Below are 18,865 nucleotides of genomic sequence, written 5' to 3'. Positions count from 1 at the left end.
GCGCCCCGCAGTGCGGTTTGGTTGGTTCAGATGCGATGGTGCAGGCGATTGGTGGCCCCGCGCAGGCGGGTGATCAACGCGGGGGCGATCTGGTTCAAAGGCAGCACCTCGTCTGCCGCACCATGCGCAATCGCTTCGCGCGGCATACCGAACACGATGCAGCTTGCCTCGTCCTGCACATAGTTGTAGCTGCCTGCATCTTTCATCTCCCGCATCGCCACCGCGCCATCGTTGCCCATACCGGTGAGCATGATCCCGAACGCATTGCGACCCACCACGGTCGCTGCCGATTTGAAGAGCACCTCCACCGAGGGCTTGTGTCGGTTGACCGGAGCGCCATCGTCCACCACCGCCACGTAATTGGCGCCACTGCGCGCCACATGAAACTGCGTGCCACCAGGGGCGATATAAGCATGCCCCGGCAAGATCCGCTCGCCATTGACGGCCTCCTTGACCGTGATCTGGCACAAACCATGGAGCCGCGCCGCAAAGCTGGTGGTAAAGCCAGGCGGCATATGCTGGGTGATCACAATCGCGGGTGAATCGGCCGGCATCTGCACCAGCACTTCGCGGATCGCCTCCGTGCCTCCCGTCGAGGCACCGATGCAAATCAGTTTTTCTGTCGACAGTCGCCCCAGCAACGCCGCTGCTGGCGCGGGGTGTGCCACCCCGGAGGTTGATGCTGCAGCCGCATGGCGTGGCGGTGGCGCGGCACGGCGTACCCGTGCCACCGCTGCCACGCGAATCTTGTCGACGATCAGGGAGGCGAGTTCATTGATGCCATTCGCCAAACCCACACGGGGCTTGGCCACAAAATCCACGGCACCCAGTTCCAGCGCCTTCATAGTGACCTCAGCGCCGCGCTCGGTCAGTGTGGAAATCATCACCACCGGCATGGGACGCAAACGCATCAATCGACCCAGAAAGTCAATGCCGTCCATGCGCGGCATTTCCACGTCCAGCGTGATCACATCAGGGTTTAGCTCGCGGATCATTTCCCGCGCAACCAATGGATCATTGGCCGTGCCGACACACTCCATATCCCGCTGGCGATTGATGATTTCGGCCAGCAAACTACGCACCAGCGCCGAATCATCCACTACCACCACCCGAATTTTCCTGTTCATTCCCTCACGCCTTCCTCAAAACAGATCCACCGACCCGCCCGATGTGGTCTTCGCGACAATGGCCGCATTTCCGCGCACCTCTTGGGCCACGAGCGTTTCGGGATGGGTATGCGCCAGCCGCTTCACCATGACTTTGCCAGTCACGGGGAAAAACACCACTTTGCGCGGATAAATATCCAGCACGTCCTCGGACATGATGGGAATACGCTCGGTCTGGAGATAGTTCAATACAAAATTCGTGTTGCGCTCACCCACGTTCATCGTGGTGAAGTTGTGCATCACCTGGGCACCGCCAAAAATCTTGGCCTGCAGCGTCTCGCGCCTGGCACCCAGCTTGAGCATTTCATTGATCAGCAACTCCATCGCGTAAGACCCATAGCGGCCTGAGACATCCGCCAGATCTCCGTCTGGAAGCATGAAATGGTTCATTCCTCCAATACGGGCTCGGCTGTCCCAAAGACACGCAGCAATGCAGGACCCCAGCACGGTCATGATGACCATGCTCTCGTCCGAAACGAAATACTCACCCGGCAACACCTTCACCGCGTTGTGCTGGAAGTGGTGATCCAGATAAAAGAACGATGCCTCACCAGACTTGCGTGCCCGAGCCTTCAACGCCTCCAGGGAAGACGCTTTTGCGACCGACGCGCCAGCAGTGGCGTAGATGTCTGCGCTCAAAGGAGCAATGCGCGGCGCGCGCCGCCGCTCGGTGGTGTCAAACGCCATGGAAAGATATCCCGGAAAGACCGCTGGCTAAATCGCGTTGGATCATTATTTGGTCACGGAAATTGCAAGGCATAGCAGATGCGCTCAACGCCGTTCGTACACCGTTTTGCCGCGCAGGGTGAAGAGGTCGCGGGATTCACTGAAGTTCTCCGCATGACCGACGAACAGCATTCCGCCGGGTTTGAGCACCCGGTGAATTCGCTCCAGCACTTTGCGCTGGGTCGGGGCGTCAAAATAAATCATGACGTTGCGGCAGAAGACCACATCGAAGGGTTCCCGGAACGGCCAATCATCGCGAATCAGGTTCACGCTCATGAACTCGATTGCCTTGCGCATCTCTGGTTTGGCGCGGACCATGCCTTCATTGCCCGCCTTGCCACGCAGGAAAAATTGGTGAAGACGCTCAGGGCTCAGCCCTTTGACATTGTCCAGACGATAGACACCTTGCGCCGCCGTTGCCAGAACACGAGAGTCGATGTCACTGGCCGTCAGTTGGAAGGGCGCATTCGGGCCGAGCGTTTCCAAGACGGTCATGACAATGGAATAGGGCTCCTCCCCAGTGGAGGCGGCATTGCACCAGACACGCCACGGCGTGCCGGAAGGCTTGCTTTTCAGATGCGCGGCCAGAATTTCGAAATGGTGCTGCTCACGAAAAAACGCCGTCAGATTGGTAGTCAGGGCATTCACGAACTCTTGCCACTCGGGCCCGTCGTGGGCTTCAAGCCAGCTCAGGTACTCGTTGAAGCTCGTGTGCCCCGTCTCCCGAAGTCGGCGCGAGAGCCGGCTGTACACCATCGCGTGCTTGCCGTCGTGCAGGCTGATACCGGCACGCTGGTAAATGAGTCCCTGAACGCGCGCGAAATCGGCTGTGGTCCAGACAAATTCGCGCCCTTGCGACAGAGGGCCGGATGCCGCCGTTGCCCCAATGGCAGTATCCGCCTTGCTGGAGAGTGTCCGCGTTCGCGTCGAAGATGCAGTGCTGGTGGTCTGGGACATGTGTGGTTCCAACGGGAAGTCCTGTTCGCTCCATGGAGCCCCGTGAAGCATTTCACGGGCCTGTAGTTGCCTGAGACTCTGAGCCACCGATTGAGCGATGCGCCCGTTCTAATCGTCGGCAGCTACCAGCCCCATGTCCACACTGGACATCAGTTTCTCAATATCCAACAGGATGAGCATGCGCTCGCCCACCGAGCCCAGGCCAAGGATGCAGCTGTTGTCAATCGCGCTTTCGATATCGGGGGCTGCACGGACACTGCCGGACGCGAGTTCCATGACATCGCTGACCGAGTCCACCACAATGCCGACCACCCGCTGGCGCAGATTCAAAATGATGACCACCGTGAAGGTGTTGTAGTCTGCCTGCGCGCAGTTGAACTTGATGCGCATGTCCACAATGGGGACTATCGTACCCCGCAAATTGACCACGCCCTTGATGAATGGGGGCGCATTGGCAATGCGGGTGGGGGGCTCGTAGCCACGAATCTCCTGCACTTTCAGAATGTCGATTCCGTATTCTTCCTGGTCCAGCCTGAACGTCAGATACTCCCGGGCACCGGACGCTGTGGTTTCTTCTGATTTTCCCATCACACTCATGGTGATCTTTCCTTTCATGACAGCGCCCGCGACGATCTGCGCAGGCGCTATAACCTAGTGGCGTGCTCGCCGCACCAGCCCGCCGGTATCCAGAATCAGGGCCACGGTGCCGTCGCCCAAAATCGTGGCCCCCGATACATTGGGCACTTTGCGATAGTTGGATTCGAGGTTCTTGACCACCACCTGGTGCTGGCCCAGCAACTCGTCCACCAGAAGAGCCACACGGCTGCCATCGGCTTCCACCACCACCATGATGTTGCTGGATTTGCTGGCGTCGAAGCGGGGCACCTGGAATATCTTTTCCAGCGCAATCACTGGCATGTATTCGTCCCGCACCTTGACCAGCTGCGACCCTTGCGCGACAGTGCTGACATCTTCGGCCTTGACCTGGAACGACTCCACCACCGACGACAAGGGAAGAATGTAGACCTCGTCACCCACGCCGACCGACATGCCGTCCATGATGGCCAGCGTCAGCGGCAGCCGCACGGACACCCTCATCCCGTAGCCTTCGGCCGAATCGATTTCGACCGAGCCGTTGAGCGCCGCAATGTTGCGCTTGACCACGTCCATGCCCACGCCTCGGCCGGACACATCGGTCACCTCATCGGCCGTGGAAAAGCCCGGTGCAAAAATAAGCTGCCAGACTTCGGCATCGCTCATGTGCTCGGACACATCAATGCCACGCTCCAGCGCCTTGCTCAGGATCTTTTCCCGCGACAGCCCTTTGCCATCGTCGCGCACCTCGATCACGATCGAACCACCCTGGTGGGAGGCCGAAAGGGTGATGGTGCCATGCTCCGGCTTGCCTTTTGCTAGCCGCTCGGCAGGCATTTCAATGCCATGGTCGCAGCTGTTGCGCACCAGGTGGGTCAAGGGGTCGGTGATTTTTTCCACCAGGCCCTTGTCCAGCTCAGTCGCCTCGCCCAGCGTCACAAGATCCACCTTCTTGCCGAGCTTATTCGCCAGATCGCGCAGCATGCGCGGAAAGCGGCTGAAGACGATGGACATGGGGATCATGCGGATCGACATCACCGATTCCTGCAGATCGCGGGTGTTGCGGTCGAGATCCGCCAGCCCCGCCAGCAATTGCTGGTAGGCGCCCGCGTCGAGCCCCCGGCTGTTTTGCGCCAGCATGGCCTGGGTGATCACCAGCTCGCCCACCAGGTTGATCAGCTGGTCGACCTTGTTCACGGCCACCCGGATCGTTGTCGATTCCATCTGGGCCTGGCTTTGCACCCTGGGCTCGGCTGCCTTGGGCGCCACGGGCTTGGCCCCGGTGGCTGCGGGCACCGCCGCAACTGGGGCTGCGGATGCACTGACGGGGGCTCCGGGCGCGTCCTGAAAAAAACCGTAAGGCACTTCGGCGGCATCACCGCCTTGCGCGGCCGTCTCGGCCGCGGCAGCACCTGTCGCCGCGGCATCGCTGATGGCCACCTGCTCCTTGGCGACGTGGAACGCAAAGAGGTCCAGCAGATCGTCGTTGGTCGATGTGGTCTCCACGGCAAATCGGCGCGTGGCAGGGTCGGCATTGGGCAAGTCGCTGATGGACCCCAGACCCGGGATGTCACGGAACAGCTCCTTGATGGCATCCGCCTGCTCGGGGCGCTCCAGCGGCCCGATCTGGATGTGCAGCTGGCGCGGCTGACCGGGCAGCACCGCTGGCGCCAGCACCGACACGGGCGCTGCGGCGACTGCCACCACTGCGGGAGCGGGAGCGGGTGCGGGTGCGGGTGCGGGTGCCGGTGCCACTGCGGGTGCTGGCGCGGCGTCACCCGGCACCCGGCCTGCCGCCAGTTCACTGATGCGGTGCACCAGATCGGTGGTGGAAACCGCCTCGCCCTGCTCTCCCGCCTGGTGGCGCGCCAGCAGACTGCGCGATGCGTCCGCCGATTCGAGCAATACGTCCACCATCTGCGGGATCGGTTGAAGTTCGTGGCGCCGCAGGCGGTCCAGCAGCGACTCCATCTGGTGCGTCAATTCGGCCACATCGGCAAATCCGAACGTGGCCGAGCCGCCCTTGATCGAGTGCGCGCACCGGAAAATGCCGTTGAGTTCTTCGTCGTTGGCATGGACCAGATCCAGATTAAGCAGCATGTGCTCCATCTGATCGAGGTTCTCGCCCGCTTCTTCGAAAAATATTTGATAGAACTGGCTCAGATCAAAATCTGCACCAGACCCCGATCCTTCTTGGTAGGTTTCCGCCATGGAGGCTCCTGTTGTCTTGCTTTCCCCTGTCCAGACGAATCAGCGGATGACTTTCTGAATCACTTCGATCAATCGGCTCGGATCGAATGGCTTCACCAGCCATCCCGTGGCACCCGCAGCACGGCCCGCCTGTTTCATTTGGTCACTGGATTCGGTGGTCAGAATCAATATGGGAATGGTCTTGAATTTTGGGTGCTCACGCAGCTTGCGTGTCAGGCCGATGCCGTCGAGTCGGGGCATGTTCTGGTCCGCGAGCACCAAATGGATGTCGTGGATTTCCGCCTTTTCCAGGGCATCCTGCCCATCCACGGCTTCCACCACATGGTAGCCAGCACCCGTGAGGGTAAAAGACACCATTTTTCGCATGGAAGGTGAATCATCTACGGCAAGGATCGATTGCATGTAAGGCTCCAACTGACTTGAATGTATAGGTTAACCAGCGATGTAAACGTCAAAACAGATCGACGGAACCCGCATCCATTTCGCTCTGGGTCACAGGATTGGGGCGGTCAGGGGCCATTTCGGCAAATGGCGCCGCCTCTTCACCGTCCTCATGGCCCATGGCTTCCGAGGCAAGCCGAAAGGCGCAACCCTGAAGCACCTTGGTGGTATGCCAGATCAACTGCGACGCCATGTCCTGAAACTGCAACTCGGTCACGGCCCTGCGCAATGCGGTTCGTGCAGCCATCAATTCGGGCGCACCGGCGATCGCCACATCGGACAAGGCGGCATTGGCCTCTCCAAAGCGCTCCAGCAAATTGTCCGTGGCGTGGGTCAGCAACCCTTCGAGCCGATGCAAGTCGTGCATGACCACCAGCAGCGAGTCCTGCAGTTCCGCCGCGACCATGACGGGAACCTGCACTCCGGGTCCTCCGGAGGGTGTGAGCGTAGATTGCATCGTTCTTCCATCCCGGCAAATATTGCAAAGCACGCACAAAAGCAACTCCCGCAGAATCTGTCGCCAAGCACCAGACCTTCACCCAACACGGCGTTGCTCGTCTGGCGCTTAGTACCGCATGCCTTCCGCGAGATAACACTATTTGTTCCAATATGTATCCTATGATAGCGCCCCTATGGTCAACGCAATACCAGACCATCCCCTGAAAATCCTTCATCTTGAAGACTCTCTTGCCGATCACGGGCTCGCCAAGACGGCATTGCGCCGCTCGGGAATGACATTCACGCTCCAGCATGTGGATACGCTGGATGCCTTCCAGACACTGACAACAAGCGAGCCTTTCGACATCATCCTGGCCGACTACCACTTGGCTGGTTTTACAGCCCTGGATGCATGGCGGCATGTTGCGCAATTGCCGCAACATCCTCCCTTTGTCCTGCTCTCCGGGGCCATCGGGGAAACAGCGGCCGTCGACGCCATGCGACTCGGAATCGCGGATTACCTGTCCAAAGGCGACATGGTGCGCCTGCCCCACGTCATGGCGCGCGCCATCGAGGTCCACGAGGCGAGGAGGATGCGCGAACACGCCATAGCCGAACTGGCCGCGTCCCAGCGCCACCTGGCAGACCTGACCGAGCACCTGCAAACATCCATCGAACGGGAGCGGGCGGCAATCGCCCGGGAAATCCACGACGATATCGGTGGCGCCCTCACAGCCGTGCGCTTTGATATCGCCTGGATCGGGCGCCACACCCATGACACTGCGATCCAGGAACATGCCGCGGCTGCGGCCGACATGCTGCAGCATGCCATTGGTGCCAGCCAGCGCATCATGACCCCGATGGCCAGGTCAAATTCCCCCACCCTTGGCCACCCCAAATTCCCCCAGGCAGGACGGTCGGATTATGACGACTCGGGCGTGATGGCGATGCGTGCGGCAGCCTCCTTGAGGCGGTAGCTCTTGCCCTCGAACTCCAGCATTGCGCAGCGGTGCATGAGGCGGTCCAGGATGGTGGTGGCCATGGTGGCGTCGCCCAGATATTTGCCCCAGTCCTGCACCACGCGGTTGGATGTGATGACGATGGAGCGGCGCAGCTTGTAGCGCTGGTGCACGATGGCCTGCAGCACCTCGGCTGCGTGCTCGCTGATGCGTCTGGCCAGGAACAGGTCATCGAGGATGATCAGGTCCGGTGAGACCCAGTCCTTGAGCAGCTCGGTGCGCTCTGAGTCGCTGGCCAACGCGTAGCGAGCAAACTCGGTGTCGGCTTCCAGGTAACGCGCGTCGTATCCCTGCAGCGTGGCCTGGTAGGCCACGGCCTTGGCCACATGGCTCTTGCCGGTACCGGGCTTGCCGATGATCAGCGCATTGGCGCCCTCGCCGATGAACTTCAGGGTATGCAACTCGAAGCAGGCGCTGCGCGGCAGCTTCGGGTTGAAACGCCAGTCGAAGTCAGCCAGCGAGGGCCGCTCATCCAGGCCCGAGCGCTTGAAGCGGCGCTCGGTCAGACGCGAGCGCCGGCGGTCCAGTTCGTCTTGCAGCATGGCCCCAAAGGTCTCCAGGAAGGGCTCCTGCGCGGCCTGGGCCTGCATCACGCGGGTGGACAGGGTCTCGGCAATGCCGGACAGACGCAGCTCGCGCAGCGCGCGTTCGATCTCGATCATGTTCATGGCTGAATTCCAGGTGCGTTGTTGGTGTTGTTGGTGGTGGTGTTCGCCGTGGCGGACTCGAGCGTGCTCGTGGCTGTGACGGCCGCAGCGTGCGCGAACAGATCGGCGTACTCATCGGCGTCGCGGATGAGCTCGTGCTGCTGGGTCAGCGTGCGCCCGCCGCCGGCGGGCGCACCGCTGGACTGGGTCTCGATGGCGTTGAGCGCCTGGGCAAAGATGGCCTCGGTCAAAGCCAGCACGCGCTTGTAGCTGTAAATCCCCTGCTCCAGGGCCTGTGCGCAGGCGGTGTCGACGCAGTGCGCTGGGTATCGCCTGGCCAGGCTGACGATGCCCCAGAGCTTGCGCTGGCCCACCCGACCCTCGATGGCAAAGAGCAGCTCACACAGCCGTTTGGCGTGCTCACCGATCTCGCCAGCCTGACGCAGGATCAGACGGGTCTCGCGCGAAGGATTGAATACCCGCTCCTCCATGGGCAGCACCACCGTGCCGGGGCGCTCGGCTTTGGCGTGGGTGCGCAGCAAGGCGCCGGTTTGCAGATCGCGGATCTCGATGCGCTGGGCATAGATGCGCACCAGCATCTTGGAGCCGATGTTCGCCGGGCGAGCGGCGTAGCTGCTGTGATCCACCCGCACGCAGCTGTCGTCGCAGACGGTGCGCACCGCCTCCTCGAAATACTGCATGCCCAGGAGCGGCAGAGGTTTGAGGTGGCTGCGCTCCTCCTCGAACATGGCCTGCACCTGGCGCCGCTCGGTGCCGTGGATGCGCTTGGCTGCCCAGCTCTTCTCCCAGTGCGCCAGGAACTCGTTCTGGGCCTCGATGGACTCAAAGCGCCGGCCCTTCAAGGCCGTGGCCTGGGTGTGGCCAATGGCATGCTCCACCGTGCCCTTGCGGTTGGGGTCTCGCACCCGCGCCGGGTCGGCCACCACGCCATAGTGCGCCAGGGTGGCGGCGTAGACTTTGTTGAGTTCGGGCTCGTACAGGTCGGGCTTGAAGACGCCTTCCTTCAGATTGTCCAGAACCACGTACTGCGGGCAGCCACCGAAGTACCGCAGAGCCTGCTCGTGCAACTCGGCCCAGATTTGCTGGCTGGACTTCCAGACCACGCAGCGGAAACTGGCGCGCGAGTAGCGCAGCGTGGCCACGAACAGGCGGGGCTTGCGGTACCGCTCGCTGCCCGGCACGCGGGTGGGCGCGCCCTCGCCGTAGTCCACCTGCATCTCCTCCCCAGGCAGAAAGGACAGGCGGTCGAACTGCTCGGGCTCCTTGTGGCGCAGCTTTGCACAGAAGCGTTTGACCGAGTTGTACTGACCAGTAAATCCGTGCTGGTCGACCAGGTCCTGGAAGATGGCCATGGCGTTGCGCTTCAGACGCAACTGGGCTTCGATGAACTCGCGCCAGGGTTCGCACAGGGAGGTGGCCACCGGCACAGCAGCCGGTGGCCAGGGTGGGGGAATTTGCTGGGCCGAGCCGGTGGCCACCCCGGGGGAATTTGACTGCAGTTGCTCCAGCCAGCGTTGGTGATAGCTCCTGACCGTCTTGCGGTCGATGCCCGTGATGCGGGCGATCTCGCGTTGCGATGTATTGCGCTCCAGCAGTGTCTCTATGGTGGCGCGTTGGTTGGACTTCAAGACATTCACTCCTTGGCCTTCCCTCGAGGAAGACCGGATCAATGTCCTGCCAACAGGTGCCGACGGCGCCGGCGTTTAACCCCTATCCCCGATCAGTTCAGGTGGGGGAGTTTGAGGTGGCCATAGACGGGGGAATTTGGGTGGCCATCAGGGATGATGAACTTGCGCCCGCCCATCCTTGATCAGGGCCTGGCCGCCGCTGTCCAGTGGCTGGCCAGCAGTTTCGAGCGGCGCACGGGCGTCTCGACGGTGCTTCGTATGAGCAGCGCCGTCGCAAACATACCGGCCGAAGTGCAGTTGGTCGCCTATCGGACCGCCCAGGAAGCACTGACCAACGTCGCCAAATATGCAGCCCCACAAAGAGTCCACATCGACCTGGCAGACAGTGAAGGCGTGCTGACGCTGGAAGTTGCTGACGACGGCTGCGGAATGGAGCCCTCCATGCGCGACAAACCCAAGGCGTTTGGCCTGAAGGGCTTGCTGGAGCGGGCACGCACCGTGAACGGCTGGTTGGACATCAGCAGCCAGCCCGGCAAAGGTACCAGCGTGATTCTCTCCGTTCCTATCGCATCGCGCGACAATGCATCCGATGAAGGAGCGTCCCAGTGATTCATGTTGTGTTGTGTGATGACCATGCTGTGTTGCGCCGTGGCATACGCGATACGCTGGCAGAAGCCCCCGACATCCTTGTCACCGGCGAAGCGGGAGGGTACTCGGAGCTGCGCGAGGTGCTGCGCTCCACACCCTGCGATGTGCTGCTGCTGGACCTGAACATGCCCGGCCGCAGCGGCCTGGAAGTGCTGGCCAGTGTGCGCGAGACCCACGCCAGCATCAAGGTGCTGGTGGTCTCGATGTATCCCGAAGACCAATATGCGCTGCGCTGCCTGCGTGCCGGGGCGCAGGGATATGCCAACAAGGCCAGCGATCCGGTCGAGCTCATTGCCGCCGTGCGCACCGTGGTGCAGGGGCGAAAATACCTGACGCCCGAAGTGGCCCAGATGCTGGCGGAAAGCCTGGCCCAGCCTGCGCCCGAGGTGCCACACGCCGCGCTCTCCGAGCGCGAGTTACAAACCCTGGTCAAGATTGCCTCGGGACGCAGGCTGTCGGACATTGCCGAAGAACTGATGCTCAGCCCCAAAACCGTCAGTGTCTATCGCTCCCGGGTTCTCGAAAAACTCAAGCTCTCCAACAACGCGGAACTGACGGTCTACGCCATCCGCAACGAGCTGGTTTGACTACCGCTGAACCTCAAATAGATCCATGACCTGCTGCATCAACGCCAGCACCGGCTGCTCCAGCATGGGCAAAGTGGCGGCAATGCCAAGCAAGCCGACCGTCAGGGTTACCGGGAAACCCACCGCATAGATATTCATCTGCGGGGCCACGCGGGAAATAATGCCCAGGGTCAGGTTGACAAACGTCAGCAACGCGATCATTGGCAGCGCAATCCACAAAGCACTGGAAAACAGCGAGGCCCCCAGTTCGTGCAGGTGCATCTGCCCCAGCGCCTGCAGGAAATTCCCGTCGGCGGGGAAACTGTCAAAACTCTTGACCACGGCCATCAACACCATCAGGTGCCCATTGATGACCACAAAGAGCAAGGTTGCCATATTCCCGAAAAATCGCGCGACCGCGCTGACCTGCGCATTGCTCGCCGGGTCGAAGAACGAAGCGAAATTCAGGCCCATCTGCAGACCAATGATTTCCCCCGCCAGCTCCACGGCTGTGAACACCAGCCGCACCGCAAACCCAATGGCCAGGCCCACCACCACCTGCTGCGCCACGGCCCCCAGGGCCTCGCGTCCGTTCACACTGATCACCGGCTGGTTGGTCAAAACCGCCTGCGCGCACAGCGCGACCAGAAAGGCCAGCCCCACCTTCACCCGCATGGGAATGGCACGCATCGAGAAAACAGGCGCCACCGTAAAAACGGCCAGCACGCGCAAAAAGGGCCAAAGGATGGGCGAAATCCAGGCCACGAGCTGCGCCTCGGTGAAGGTAATCACGAAAAATCCACCGTCCAGCCATGGAACACGGGCATGCCCCGCAAGCGGCCAGCCACCGGCGCTGGAACACACCCGCCGCCCGCACAGCCCGGCGACATCGCACCATGGCGGGTGAATTGGCGCGGCGTCCTCACCGTCCGCAAGCTGTCTGCCACATCAGGCCACCACGGACGGTATCGATTCAATGGTCCGGCGGATGTAGTCCACCAGCGTGCTGATCATCCACGGACCTGCCACCGCAAAGACCACCATGGCGGCGATGAGCTTGGGAACAAAGGCCAGGGTGGCCTCATGGATCTGTGTCACGGCCTGAAAGATGCTAACCACCAAACCGACCGCCATCACGACACCCAGCACGGGCATGGCGATCATCAAAAGCAGGGTGAGTGCTTCGCGCCCCATCGTTAAAACCAGTTGAGAGGTCATACAACGGAGTCCTCAGGTCACAAAACTGGCCGCCAGCGAGCCAATCAGCAGATTCCAGCCATCGGCCAGAACAAACAGCATGAGCTTGAACGGCAATGCCACCAGCACGGGCGACAACATCATCATGCCTAAGGACATCAAGATGCTGGACACCACCATGTCGATCACCAGAAATGGGATGAAGATCATGAATCCGATCTGGAATGCGGACTTGAGCTCACTCGTCACAAAGGCTGGCACCAACACCCGCAGGGGAGCGGTTTCGGCGGTGACTGCAGCGTCCAGCCGCGCCAGGCGGGAAAACAGCGCAAAGTCGGACTGCCGGGTCTGCTTGAGCATGAACTCCCGCATCGGTGCCTCGGCTTTTTCCAGCGCCGCCTCGAAGCTGATGGCGTTGGTGGTGTAGGGCACATAGGCGTCCTTGTACACGCGGTCCAGCGTGGGCCCCATGACAAAAACCGTGAGAAAGAGCGACAAGCCAATGATGACCTGATTGGGCGGGGCCGACTGCGTCCCCAGGGCCTGACGCAACAGCGACAGCACGATGACGATGCGGGTAAATCCCGTCATCATCAGCAGCACCGCAGGCAGAAACGACAGCGCCGTGAAGAACAGCAATGTCTGGATAGGCACCGAAAAACTGGTCCCCGCGCTGCCCGATCCCACAAGCAAAGGCAACGATCCTCCACTTTGGGCGATAGCCGGCACATGCACCATGGCCATCGCAGCAAATCCTACCAGCCATGCCATCGGGCGCGATGCCCCCCCCGCTCTGCCTCGGCATCCGCCAGCCGATTCAGACATGCGAAGCCTTTTCTGGGGTTTGTGCGGCCAGCGCCATGGCACCGGCAAACGAGGCCACAGAAGTCTCCTGAGCGGCAGCGGGGGCGCCCACGACATGCAGACAGGTAATGTTCTGGGCTGTCACCCCCAGCACCAGACAGGCGCGGGCCCCTTCTGGCCCCACCTCCACGGTCACCACACGCTGCTGCGGACCAACCGCCACGGCGGACAGCACGCGAGACGCAGCGCCTCCCGGAGCACCGCCCGCCGCATGGCGCAACTGCACTCGCCGCACCAGCCACGGCAAGGCCGCCATGGCCGCCACGAACAGCACCACGATGACAAGCGTCTGGGTCATGCCGGCACTATCCACGGCTGACCCGCCGCAGGCGTTCCGATGGGGTTACCACATCGGTGAGACGAATGCCAAACTTGTCATTGACCACCACCACCTCGCCCTGCGCAATCAGGTAGCCGTTGACCAACACATCCATGGGCTCGCCCGCCAGCGCGTCGAGTTCCACCACCGATCCCTGCGCCAACTGGAGGATGTACTTGATGGGCACCTTGGTACGCCCCAGTTCCACCGACAGCTGCACGGGAATGTCGAGCACCATGTTGATGTCGTTGACCGTTCCGTCACCGCCACCCGAAAACGGACGAACCGGTTCGCCGGACAACGGCCCGCCCTGCTCCGCATCACCGGGCTTGTCATCGGTGCGCTTTTGCTCTTCCAGGGCCTCGGCCCAGCCGGCAAACGGATCATCCGCGCTGTCTTTTTCGTTCTTGTTGTCTTCAGTGGGCATCTTTTTCTCCAAGCCAGCTCATGTCCGCATTGCGCAGGCATTCTTCAATGCGAATCGCATATTTGGAATTGTGGGTGCCGTATTGGCACTCAAAAATAGGCACTCCACCAATGGAGGCCCGAATACGGGGTTCCCGGTCCAGTTCAATGAAATCGCCGGGCTTCATGGCCAGCAGCTGCTCCACGGTGGCATCGGCGCGCGCCAGCTCTGCCACCAGGGTCACTTCGGCGGCCTGGATTTCGCGCGTCAGCACCCGCACCCAGCGGCGATCGACCTCGATCGAATCACCCTGCGTGGACGAATACAGCACATCCCGGATCGGCTCCAGAGTGGCATAAGGCATGCAGATATGGATGGCGCCCGAGAGGTCGCCGATCTCCAGCTGAAAAGCCGTGGAGACCACAATTTCACTGGGCGTGGCGATATTCGCAAACTGGGGCTGCATTTCCGAACGCTGGTATTCCAGCTCCAGCGGATAGATACCGTGCCACGCCTTCTTGTATTCAGCGCAAATCACATCCACCAGCCGGTTGATGACGCGCTGCTCGGTGGGGGAAAAGTCTCGCCCCTCAATCCGGGTCTGAAACTTGCCCACACCGCCATACAGTGTGTCGATGATGCCGAACACCAGCGAAGGCTCGCACACGATCAGTCCACTGCCACGCAAAGGCCGGATGGCCACAATGTTGAAATTGGTGGGCACCGCCAGTTCGCGCAGGAAGGCGCTGTAGCGCTGCACCGAAACAGTGCCCACCGAGATTTCGGGGCTGCGCCGGATAAAGTTGAACAACCCGATGCGGAAATTGCGTGCAAACCGCTCGTTGACAATTTCCATCGTCGGCATGCGGCCACGAACAATACGCTCCTGGCTGGCGATGTCGTAGTTGCGGACAGCCCCCGCCTCGGCGACTTCCTCCACCGATTTCTGACTCTCTCCGGTGACCCCCTCCAGAAGGGCGTCAACCTCTTCCTGGGATAGAAATGAATCACTCATGGAAAAATCCTTGCCAGTTCACTGGATGATGAAGCTGGAAAACAACACCCGCTGCACAGGGTTCTTCTCGACCTTGCGGCGCGCGGCGGGCTCGTCCGCGTCGTCATCCTGCACCTCGTGCCGGGGCTTGGCCGACGACACCGAGTAACCCAACGGACGGGACACTTCCCGCAAGATATCGGAGGCCAGCTTCTCCTTGCCCTCGCGCTGCAGCAGCTCTTCCGAGGTGCGCTGTGACGCCAGCAAAAGAATGCCGCTGCGAATGCTGGGCAGGTATTGCTTGATCTGCTCGGCCGTCTTGGCGTCCGCCACTTCCAGCGTGATGCCGATCTGCGCAAAACGATCACCACCGGGGTCGGCGAGATTAACCACCATGTTCTCCATGGGCAGGAACGTCGGCACCACCTTGACCGCCTCCTTGCGCTCGGGCGCCGAACCGTCGTCTTCCTCGGCATGAGACCGGCTGGCAAGGAACCACGCGGCGCCAGCCCCCACGAGGACCAGCAAGACAAGCACAGCGCCGATCACGATCAGCTTCTTGCTTTTCACCTTGACTGGTGCGGCAGCGGGAGTGGTGGCAGACACGTTGAAAATTCCTTGCGGTAGAAAGCATGCAGCGTCCGCGCCCGAAAGAGCGCACGATCCACTGCAAGCCCATTATTAGGCGAGGTGCCGGCCAATAATAGCCAGAATAAAAGCCCAAACCCCCGGCATTCCGCCACCTCATGCCAAGAACTCAGCGGGGCCATACCGAAAATAAGCGCTCCTCCTGCCTGCGCACCCCCAGCTCCAGGGGCCAGGGCATCACACAAAAATGTCCACGGCCCGGTCAGGCGCGCCGCCGGGGCGCCGCACTGGTGCCACGGCAGCCGACACGGACGCCACCACCTGCGCGCGCCGCTCACCTTCCCGGCCCTGGCGCTGTCCAGAATCGTTGGGCGAAGCGCCGTCGCGCGCCGTGGTTCCCACCGTGGTGCCCGACAACACCAGGCCTTCGTCGCGCAACAAATCGCGCAATTGCGACATGCTCGCATCCAGCAACTCGCGGGTCTGCGCCTGATCGCTGCGAAACGTCACATGGGCCTCGCTGCCGGAAAGCGACACTGTCACCTGCACCGGTTGCCCATCGCGGTCCAGTGTCATCTCGGCGTTCTGCGTTTTCTGGTTCACCCAGTAGGCCACCTGGTCCGCGACCTGCTCTTCTGCCCCCGCCTGCGTCGGGTCCGCAAACGCGGCTGCGCCCTCCACCCCCTCCGTCTGCGGGCCCGTGTGCACAGTTCCCCAGTCACCCCAAGCGGCCTCTGCGGAAGGGCGGCCACCCGCCTCACCGCTGGTGGCGCTGCCTGCGCGCTGAGGCACCCGGCTTTCAGTAAAGGCTTCCAGAGCGAACGCTTGTGCAGTGCCGCCCTGCCCACCCGGCAACTCGCGTCCGTCGCGTGACCCTGCATCGGCCAAAGACCCACCCAGCGCGCGCGAATCCGTGACGGCCTGAGCGCCCTGTGCTGCAACAGCCGCCACCAAGGCCTGCTTTTTTTCTGCCCCGATGACGCCTGCCGAGGCGGCAGCCACCGAACCCGGCAACTCACCCCCTTGCAACAACGCGTTCTGAATGCGCGAAAACATGCGGCTGTAGCCCGCCACGGCACCGCCTGGCGGCTTCATCCCACCCACTTCCGCAGCACCATCGAGCATCGCCGTCTGCGCCACCAGCCCATCGGCGGCTGGCAGCCCATCGGGACCGGTTATACCCGCCAGACTTGGCTCACTCCCACCGCCGCCTGCCGTTGCCGTTGCCACCGCAGTCCCTGGCGCACTCCCAGGCGCCAGCAGCCCCTGCCAGGCTGCCATGGATGCGGGGTCCGTTGGCACCAGAGAAGGATGCACCACGCTGCCGTCCACCGTACTGTCTGAGCTTGAAGGCAAAAAATGTGCGCTGCTGTCCACAACCACAAGATCGGAAGGCGGCACGTCACCCGGTCCCGCGCTGTCCAGAGACGCGAGCAAAGCCAAAAACCCGCCCTGCGCCGAGGGGTCCACAGGGCCACCGGCTTGCTGCGCGCTCGCTTTTGCACGCGTGGACTGGGGGCCCTGGGCGCCCTGGGCGCCCTGCGGGACAGAGATGCGTGTTGGTTCCATTGTCAATACTCCCGGCCCGGCGGGCCATTGATGGAATTGCGCAGCTGCATCGAAGCGCGCTCATCGGTTTGCTTTTGTTCGCGGCGCATTTGCTGGCGTTGGTGGTCCTGCTGGCGCTTTTCCACCACCTTGCGCAAGCTGGCCAGGCGCAACTCGGCGTCCAGCAAGTTGCGGGTGGCGTCCTGCACGCGGCTGGCGTGTTCATCCACCACACGCGTCTGCAAGCCCGCAGCATGGCCCAGGCGGTCCATGAACTGGTAGTGGTGAAACATCACCTCGGGCTGCACTGCGGCGTCCGCGCGCATGCCCCAACGCCCCTCTGTCTCCCGGGCGTAGCCCTGCAGCTGGTTCAGCTGGTCTTGCGCGGCTTGTTGCGCGCCCTGGGCGTCCTGCAACAGCCGCCGGGCCTCATCGCGCTTGCGCAAGGCCACGTCCACGGCAACCGCCAGAGCGTTGAGGTTTGACATGCCGATTGCGCCCCCTGCGTCAGCGGCCCAGCACTGCGGCCATGGCGTGCAGGCTTTGCTCCATGGAGGCCGCATCGAACATGTCCTGCTGCAAAAAGGCAGCCATCTGGGGCTGCAGGCGGATGGCTTCATCCAGCGCCGGATCGGAGCCGCTCATGTACGCCCCCACCTGCACCAGATCGCGGCTTTTCTGGTAGCGCGAATACACCGCACGAAAACGCCTTGCGACGTCAAAGTGCTCGCGCGAGACCACGTTGTGCATCACCCGCGAGGCCGACTGCTCGATATCAATGGCCGGAAAGTGCCCCGTTTCGGCCAGCGCCCGCGACAGCACGATGTGCCCGTCCAGAATGGCCCGCGCCGCATCGGCGATGGGGTCCTGCTGGTCGTCGCCCTCCGACAGCACGGTGTAGAACGCCGTAATCGACCCCACGCCATGCAGCCCGTTTCCGCTGCGCTCCACCAGCGCAGGCAACTTGGCAAAACACGATGGTGGATAGCCCTTGGTGGCCGGTGGCTCGCCAATGGCCAGCGCGATCTCCCGCTGGGCCATGGCGTAGCGGGTGAGCGAATCCATGAGCAACAGCACATGCTTGCCCTTGTCGCGAAAATGCTCTGCCACCGCCGTGGCATAGGCCGCGCCCTGCATGCGCAAGAGCGGCGGCGCATCGGCCGGGGCTGCCACCACCACCGAGCGTGCGCGGCCATCCGCGCCCAGAATGTCTTCGACAAACTCCTTGACCTCGCGCCCGCGCTCGCCAATCAGCCCCACCACGATCACATCGGCCTGGGTGTAGCGGGCCATCATGCCCAGCAGCACGCTCTTGCCCACGCCCGAGCCCGCAAACAAGCCCAGCCGCTGCCCCCGCCCCACGGTCAGCAGCGCGTTGATGGCGCGCACGCCGGTGTCCAGCGGCTCGCGCACCGGGTCACGGTCCATGGCGTTGATCTGGCGGCGGTCCATGGGCTCGGAGACCACATCCTGCACCGGGCCGCCGTGGTCCAGGGGCAGGCCTTGCGAATCCACCACGCGCCCGAGCAAGCCATCGCCCATGGGCAGCCGCAGCACACCGGCGCGGTGCACCGGGCGCGGTGGTTCGCCCAGGCGCGGCATGGGGATGTAGGGCGCCGCAGGCACCACGCTGGCGCCACTGGACAGGCCATGGATATCCCCGGCGGGCATCAAAAAGGCCCGGTCGGCAGAAAAGCCCACCACCTCGGCCAGGATGGGCGCGTGGCCCGGCATCTGCACCATGCACTGCGAGCCCACCGGCACGCGGATGCCGGCAGCCTCCAGCACCAGGCCCGTCAGGCGCGTGAGCGTGCCCCGCGTTTCCAGCGGCACGCCCGCCTGCACGCGTGCACGGGCATCGTCCATGAAACGCGTCCAGGCAGAACC

General features: G+C 62.4%; 20 protein-coding genes and 2 pseudogenes. 3 read left to right on the top strand and 19 right to left on the bottom strand.

Annotation, left to right across the window (positions count from 1 at the left end; translation table 11 throughout):
* Nucleotides 1-26 precede the first annotated feature (26 nt).
* The 7 genes from CCX87_RS03170 to CCX87_RS03140 all read right to left on the bottom strand — a co-directional run bounded on the left by CCX87_RS03170 (nt 27) and on the right by CCX87_RS03140 (nt 6,552).
* Nucleotides 27-1,127: a protein-glutamate methylesterase/protein-glutamine glutaminase gene (locus tag CCX87_RS03170; protein WP_087743671.1), complete on the bottom strand. Its 1,101-nt coding sequence runs from the start codon at nt 1,125-1,127 to the stop codon at nt 27-29.
* A 15-nt stretch (nt 1,128-1,142) separates the two neighbouring features.
* Nucleotides 1,143-1,853, bottom strand: coding sequence for a chemoreceptor glutamine deamidase CheD (cheD, locus tag CCX87_RS03165; RefSeq protein ID WP_087743669.1), 711 nt, complete (start codon nt 1,851-1,853; stop codon nt 1,143-1,145).
* Between the two features lie 84 nt (nt 1,854-1,937).
* Complete coding sequence (locus CCX87_RS03160) at nt 1,938-2,849, bottom strand: CheR family methyltransferase (RefSeq protein ID WP_087743666.1); 912 nt, start codon at nt 2,847-2,849, stop codon at nt 1,938-1,940.
* A 108-nt stretch (nt 2,850-2,957) separates the two neighbouring features.
* Nucleotides 2,958-3,446, bottom strand: a complete 489-nt coding sequence (locus tag CCX87_RS03155) for a chemotaxis protein CheW (protein ID WP_087748149.1) — start codon at nt 3,444-3,446, stop codon at nt 2,958-2,960.
* Nucleotides 3,447-3,500: 54 nt separating this feature from the next.
* Complete coding sequence (locus CCX87_RS03150) at nt 3,501-5,654, bottom strand: chemotaxis protein CheW (RefSeq protein WP_087743662.1); 2,154 nt, start codon at nt 5,652-5,654, stop codon at nt 3,501-3,503.
* Between the two features lie 39 nt (nt 5,655-5,693).
* Nucleotides 5,694-6,056, bottom strand: a complete 363-nt coding sequence (locus tag CCX87_RS03145; RefSeq protein WP_087743660.1) for a response regulator — start codon at nt 6,054-6,056, stop codon at nt 5,694-5,696.
* A gap of 49 nt (nt 6,057-6,105) precedes the next feature.
* A complete protein-coding gene (locus CCX87_RS03140) occupies nt 6,106-6,552 on the bottom strand; it encodes a hypothetical protein (protein ID WP_087743658.1) in 447 nt (148 codons plus the stop codon).
* Between the two features lie 175 nt (nt 6,553-6,727).
* On the opposite strand from CCX87_RS03140, the pseudogene CCX87_RS03135 reads away from it, so the two are divergent.
* Nucleotides 6,728-7,387, top strand: a pseudogene (locus CCX87_RS03135) (response regulator); the annotation flags it as partial.
* Between the two features lie 68 nt (nt 7,388-7,455).
* On the opposite strand, the gene istB reads toward CCX87_RS03135, so the two are convergent.
* Nucleotides 7,456-8,220, bottom strand: coding sequence for an IS21-like element helper ATPase IstB (istB, locus tag CCX87_RS03130; RefSeq protein ID WP_060983853.1), 765 nt, complete (start codon nt 8,218-8,220; stop codon nt 7,456-7,458).
* Nucleotides 8,217-9,857 (bottom strand): IS21 family transposase, encoded by a 1,641-nt coding sequence (gene istA, locus CCX87_RS03125; RefSeq protein ID WP_087743140.1) that lies wholly within the window; start codon nt 9,855-9,857, stop codon nt 8,217-8,219. The genes istB and istA overlap by 4 nt, the downstream gene beginning before the upstream one ends.
* A 144-nt stretch (nt 9,858-10,001) precedes the next feature.
* Here istA and CCX87_RS03120 point away from each other — a divergent pair.
* Both CCX87_RS03120 and CCX87_RS03115 read left to right on the top strand, forming a co-directional pair.
* Nucleotides 10,002-10,457, top strand: a pseudogene (locus tag CCX87_RS03120) (sensor histidine kinase); the annotation flags it as partial.
* Complete coding sequence (locus tag CCX87_RS03115) at nt 10,454-11,083, top strand: response regulator (RefSeq protein ID WP_087743657.1); 630 nt, start codon at nt 10,454-10,456, stop codon at nt 11,081-11,083. The pseudogene CCX87_RS03120 and the gene CCX87_RS03115, both read left to right, overlap by 4 nt.
* Here the strand turns inward: CCX87_RS03115 and fliR are convergent, their stop codons facing one another.
* The 10 genes from fliR to fliI form a co-directional block, all read right to left on the bottom strand.
* On the bottom strand, nt 11,084-11,854 hold the full coding sequence (gene fliR / locus CCX87_RS03110; RefSeq protein ID WP_087743655.1) for a flagellar biosynthetic protein FliR: 771 nt from the start codon (nt 11,852-11,854) through the stop codon (nt 11,084-11,086).
* A 156-nt stretch (nt 11,855-12,010) separates the two neighbouring features.
* On the bottom strand, nt 12,011-12,280 hold the full coding sequence (gene fliQ / locus CCX87_RS03105; RefSeq protein WP_087743652.1) for a flagellar biosynthesis protein FliQ: 270 nt from the start codon (nt 12,278-12,280) through the stop codon (nt 12,011-12,013).
* A gap of 12 nt (nt 12,281-12,292) precedes the next feature.
* Complete coding sequence (fliP, locus tag CCX87_RS03100) at nt 12,293-13,003, bottom strand: flagellar type III secretion system pore protein FliP (protein ID WP_232476531.1); 711 nt, start codon at nt 13,001-13,003, stop codon at nt 12,293-12,295.
* Nucleotides 13,004-13,076: 73 nt separating this feature from the next.
* Nucleotides 13,077-13,421, bottom strand: coding sequence for a FliO/MopB family protein (locus CCX87_RS03095; protein WP_087743648.1), 345 nt, complete (start codon nt 13,419-13,421; stop codon nt 13,077-13,079).
* 7 nt (nt 13,422-13,428) lie between these two features.
* The gene (gene fliN / locus CCX87_RS03090; protein WP_087743646.1) at nt 13,429-13,869 is read right to left on the bottom strand and encodes a flagellar motor switch protein FliN; all 441 of its coding nucleotides are present in this window, start codon (nt 13,867-13,869) and stop codon (nt 13,429-13,431) included.
* Nucleotides 13,859-14,863: a flagellar motor switch protein FliM gene (gene fliM / locus CCX87_RS03085; protein ID WP_087743645.1), complete on the bottom strand. Its 1,005-nt coding sequence runs from the start codon at nt 14,861-14,863 to the stop codon at nt 13,859-13,861. The genes fliN and fliM overlap by 11 nt, the downstream gene beginning before the upstream one ends.
* An 18-nt stretch (nt 14,864-14,881) precedes the next feature.
* On the bottom strand, nt 14,882-15,448 hold the full coding sequence (locus CCX87_RS03080) for a flagellar basal body-associated FliL family protein (RefSeq protein WP_087743644.1): 567 nt from the start codon (nt 15,446-15,448) through the stop codon (nt 14,882-14,884).
* 219 nt (nt 15,449-15,667) lie between these two features.
* The gene (locus CCX87_RS21240; RefSeq protein ID WP_232476470.1) at nt 15,668-16,999 is read right to left on the bottom strand and encodes a flagellar hook-length control protein FliK; all 1,332 of its coding nucleotides are present in this window, start codon (nt 16,997-16,999) and stop codon (nt 15,668-15,670) included.
* Between the two features lie 2 nt (nt 17,000-17,001).
* Complete coding sequence (gene fliJ / locus CCX87_RS03070; RefSeq protein WP_087743642.1) at nt 17,002-17,466, bottom strand: flagellar export protein FliJ; 465 nt, start codon at nt 17,464-17,466, stop codon at nt 17,002-17,004.
* 19 nt (nt 17,467-17,485) lie between these two features.
* Nucleotides 17,486-18,844, bottom strand: a complete 1,359-nt coding sequence (fliI, locus tag CCX87_RS03065; protein ID WP_232476469.1) for a flagellar protein export ATPase FliI — start codon at nt 18,842-18,844, stop codon at nt 17,486-17,488.
* Between the last annotated feature and the right edge of the window lie 21 nt (nt 18,845-18,865).

The organism is Acidovorax sp. T1 (genome assembly GCF_002176815.1).
In the GTDB taxonomy this organism is placed as follows: domain Bacteria; phylum Pseudomonadota; class Gammaproteobacteria; order Burkholderiales; family Burkholderiaceae_C; genus Acidovorax.
This window is presented reverse-complemented; position numbering and strand designations above follow the sequence as displayed.

Bases quoted from the DNA above. Each gene is read 5' to 3' on its own strand.
- CCX87_RS03170 (WP_087743671.1), bottom strand. From the start codon at position 1,127: ATGAACAGGAAAATTCGGGTGGTGGTAGTGGATGATTCGGCGCTGGTG.
- cheD (WP_087743669.1), bottom strand. From the start codon at position 1,853: ATGGCGTTTGACACCACCGAGCGGCGGCGCGCGCCGCGCATTGCTCCT.
- CCX87_RS03160 (WP_087743666.1), bottom strand. From the start codon at position 2,849: ATGTCCCAGACCACCAGCACTGCATCTTCGACGCGAACGCGGACACTC.
- CCX87_RS03155 (WP_087748149.1), bottom strand. From the start codon at position 3,446: ATGAGTGTGATGGGAAAATCAGAAGAAACCACAGCGTCCGGTGCCCGG.
- CCX87_RS03150 (WP_087743662.1), bottom strand. From the start codon at position 5,654: ATGGCGGAAACCTACCAAGAAGGATCGGGGTCTGGTGCAGATTTTGAT.
- CCX87_RS03145 (WP_087743660.1), bottom strand. From the start codon at position 6,056: ATGCAATCGATCCTTGCCGTAGATGATTCACCTTCCATGCGAAAAATG.
- CCX87_RS03140 (WP_087743658.1), bottom strand. From the start codon at position 6,552: ATGCAATCTACGCTCACACCCTCCGGAGGACCCGGAGTGCAGGTTCCC.
- istB (WP_060983853.1), bottom strand. From the start codon at position 8,220: ATGAACATGATCGAGATCGAACGCGCGCTGCGCGAGCTGCGTCTGTCC.
- fliQ (WP_087743652.1), bottom strand. From the start codon at position 12,280: ATGACCTCTCAACTGGTTTTAACGATGGGGCGCGAAGCACTCACCCTG.
- fliP (WP_232476531.1), bottom strand. From the start codon at position 13,003: ATGGCCATGGTGCATGTGCCGGCTATCGCCCAAAGTGGAGGATCGTTG.
- CCX87_RS03095 (WP_087743648.1), bottom strand. From the start codon at position 13,421: ATGACCCAGACGCTTGTCATCGTGGTGCTGTTCGTGGCGGCCATGGCG.
- fliN (WP_087743646.1), bottom strand. From the start codon at position 13,869: ATGCCCACTGAAGACAACAAGAACGAAAAAGACAGCGCGGATGATCCG.
- fliM (WP_087743645.1), bottom strand. From the start codon at position 14,863: ATGAGTGATTCATTTCTATCCCAGGAAGAGGTTGACGCCCTTCTGGAG.
- CCX87_RS21240 (WP_232476470.1), bottom strand. From the start codon at position 16,999: ATGGAACCAACACGCATCTCTGTCCCGCAGGGCGCCCAGGGCGCCCAG.
- fliJ (WP_087743642.1), bottom strand. From the start codon at position 17,466: ATGTCAAACCTCAACGCTCTGGCGGTTGCCGTGGACGTGGCCTTGCGC.
- fliI (WP_232476469.1), bottom strand. From the start codon at position 18,844: ATGGACGATGCCCGTGCACGCGTGCAGGCGGGCGTGCCGCTGGAAACG.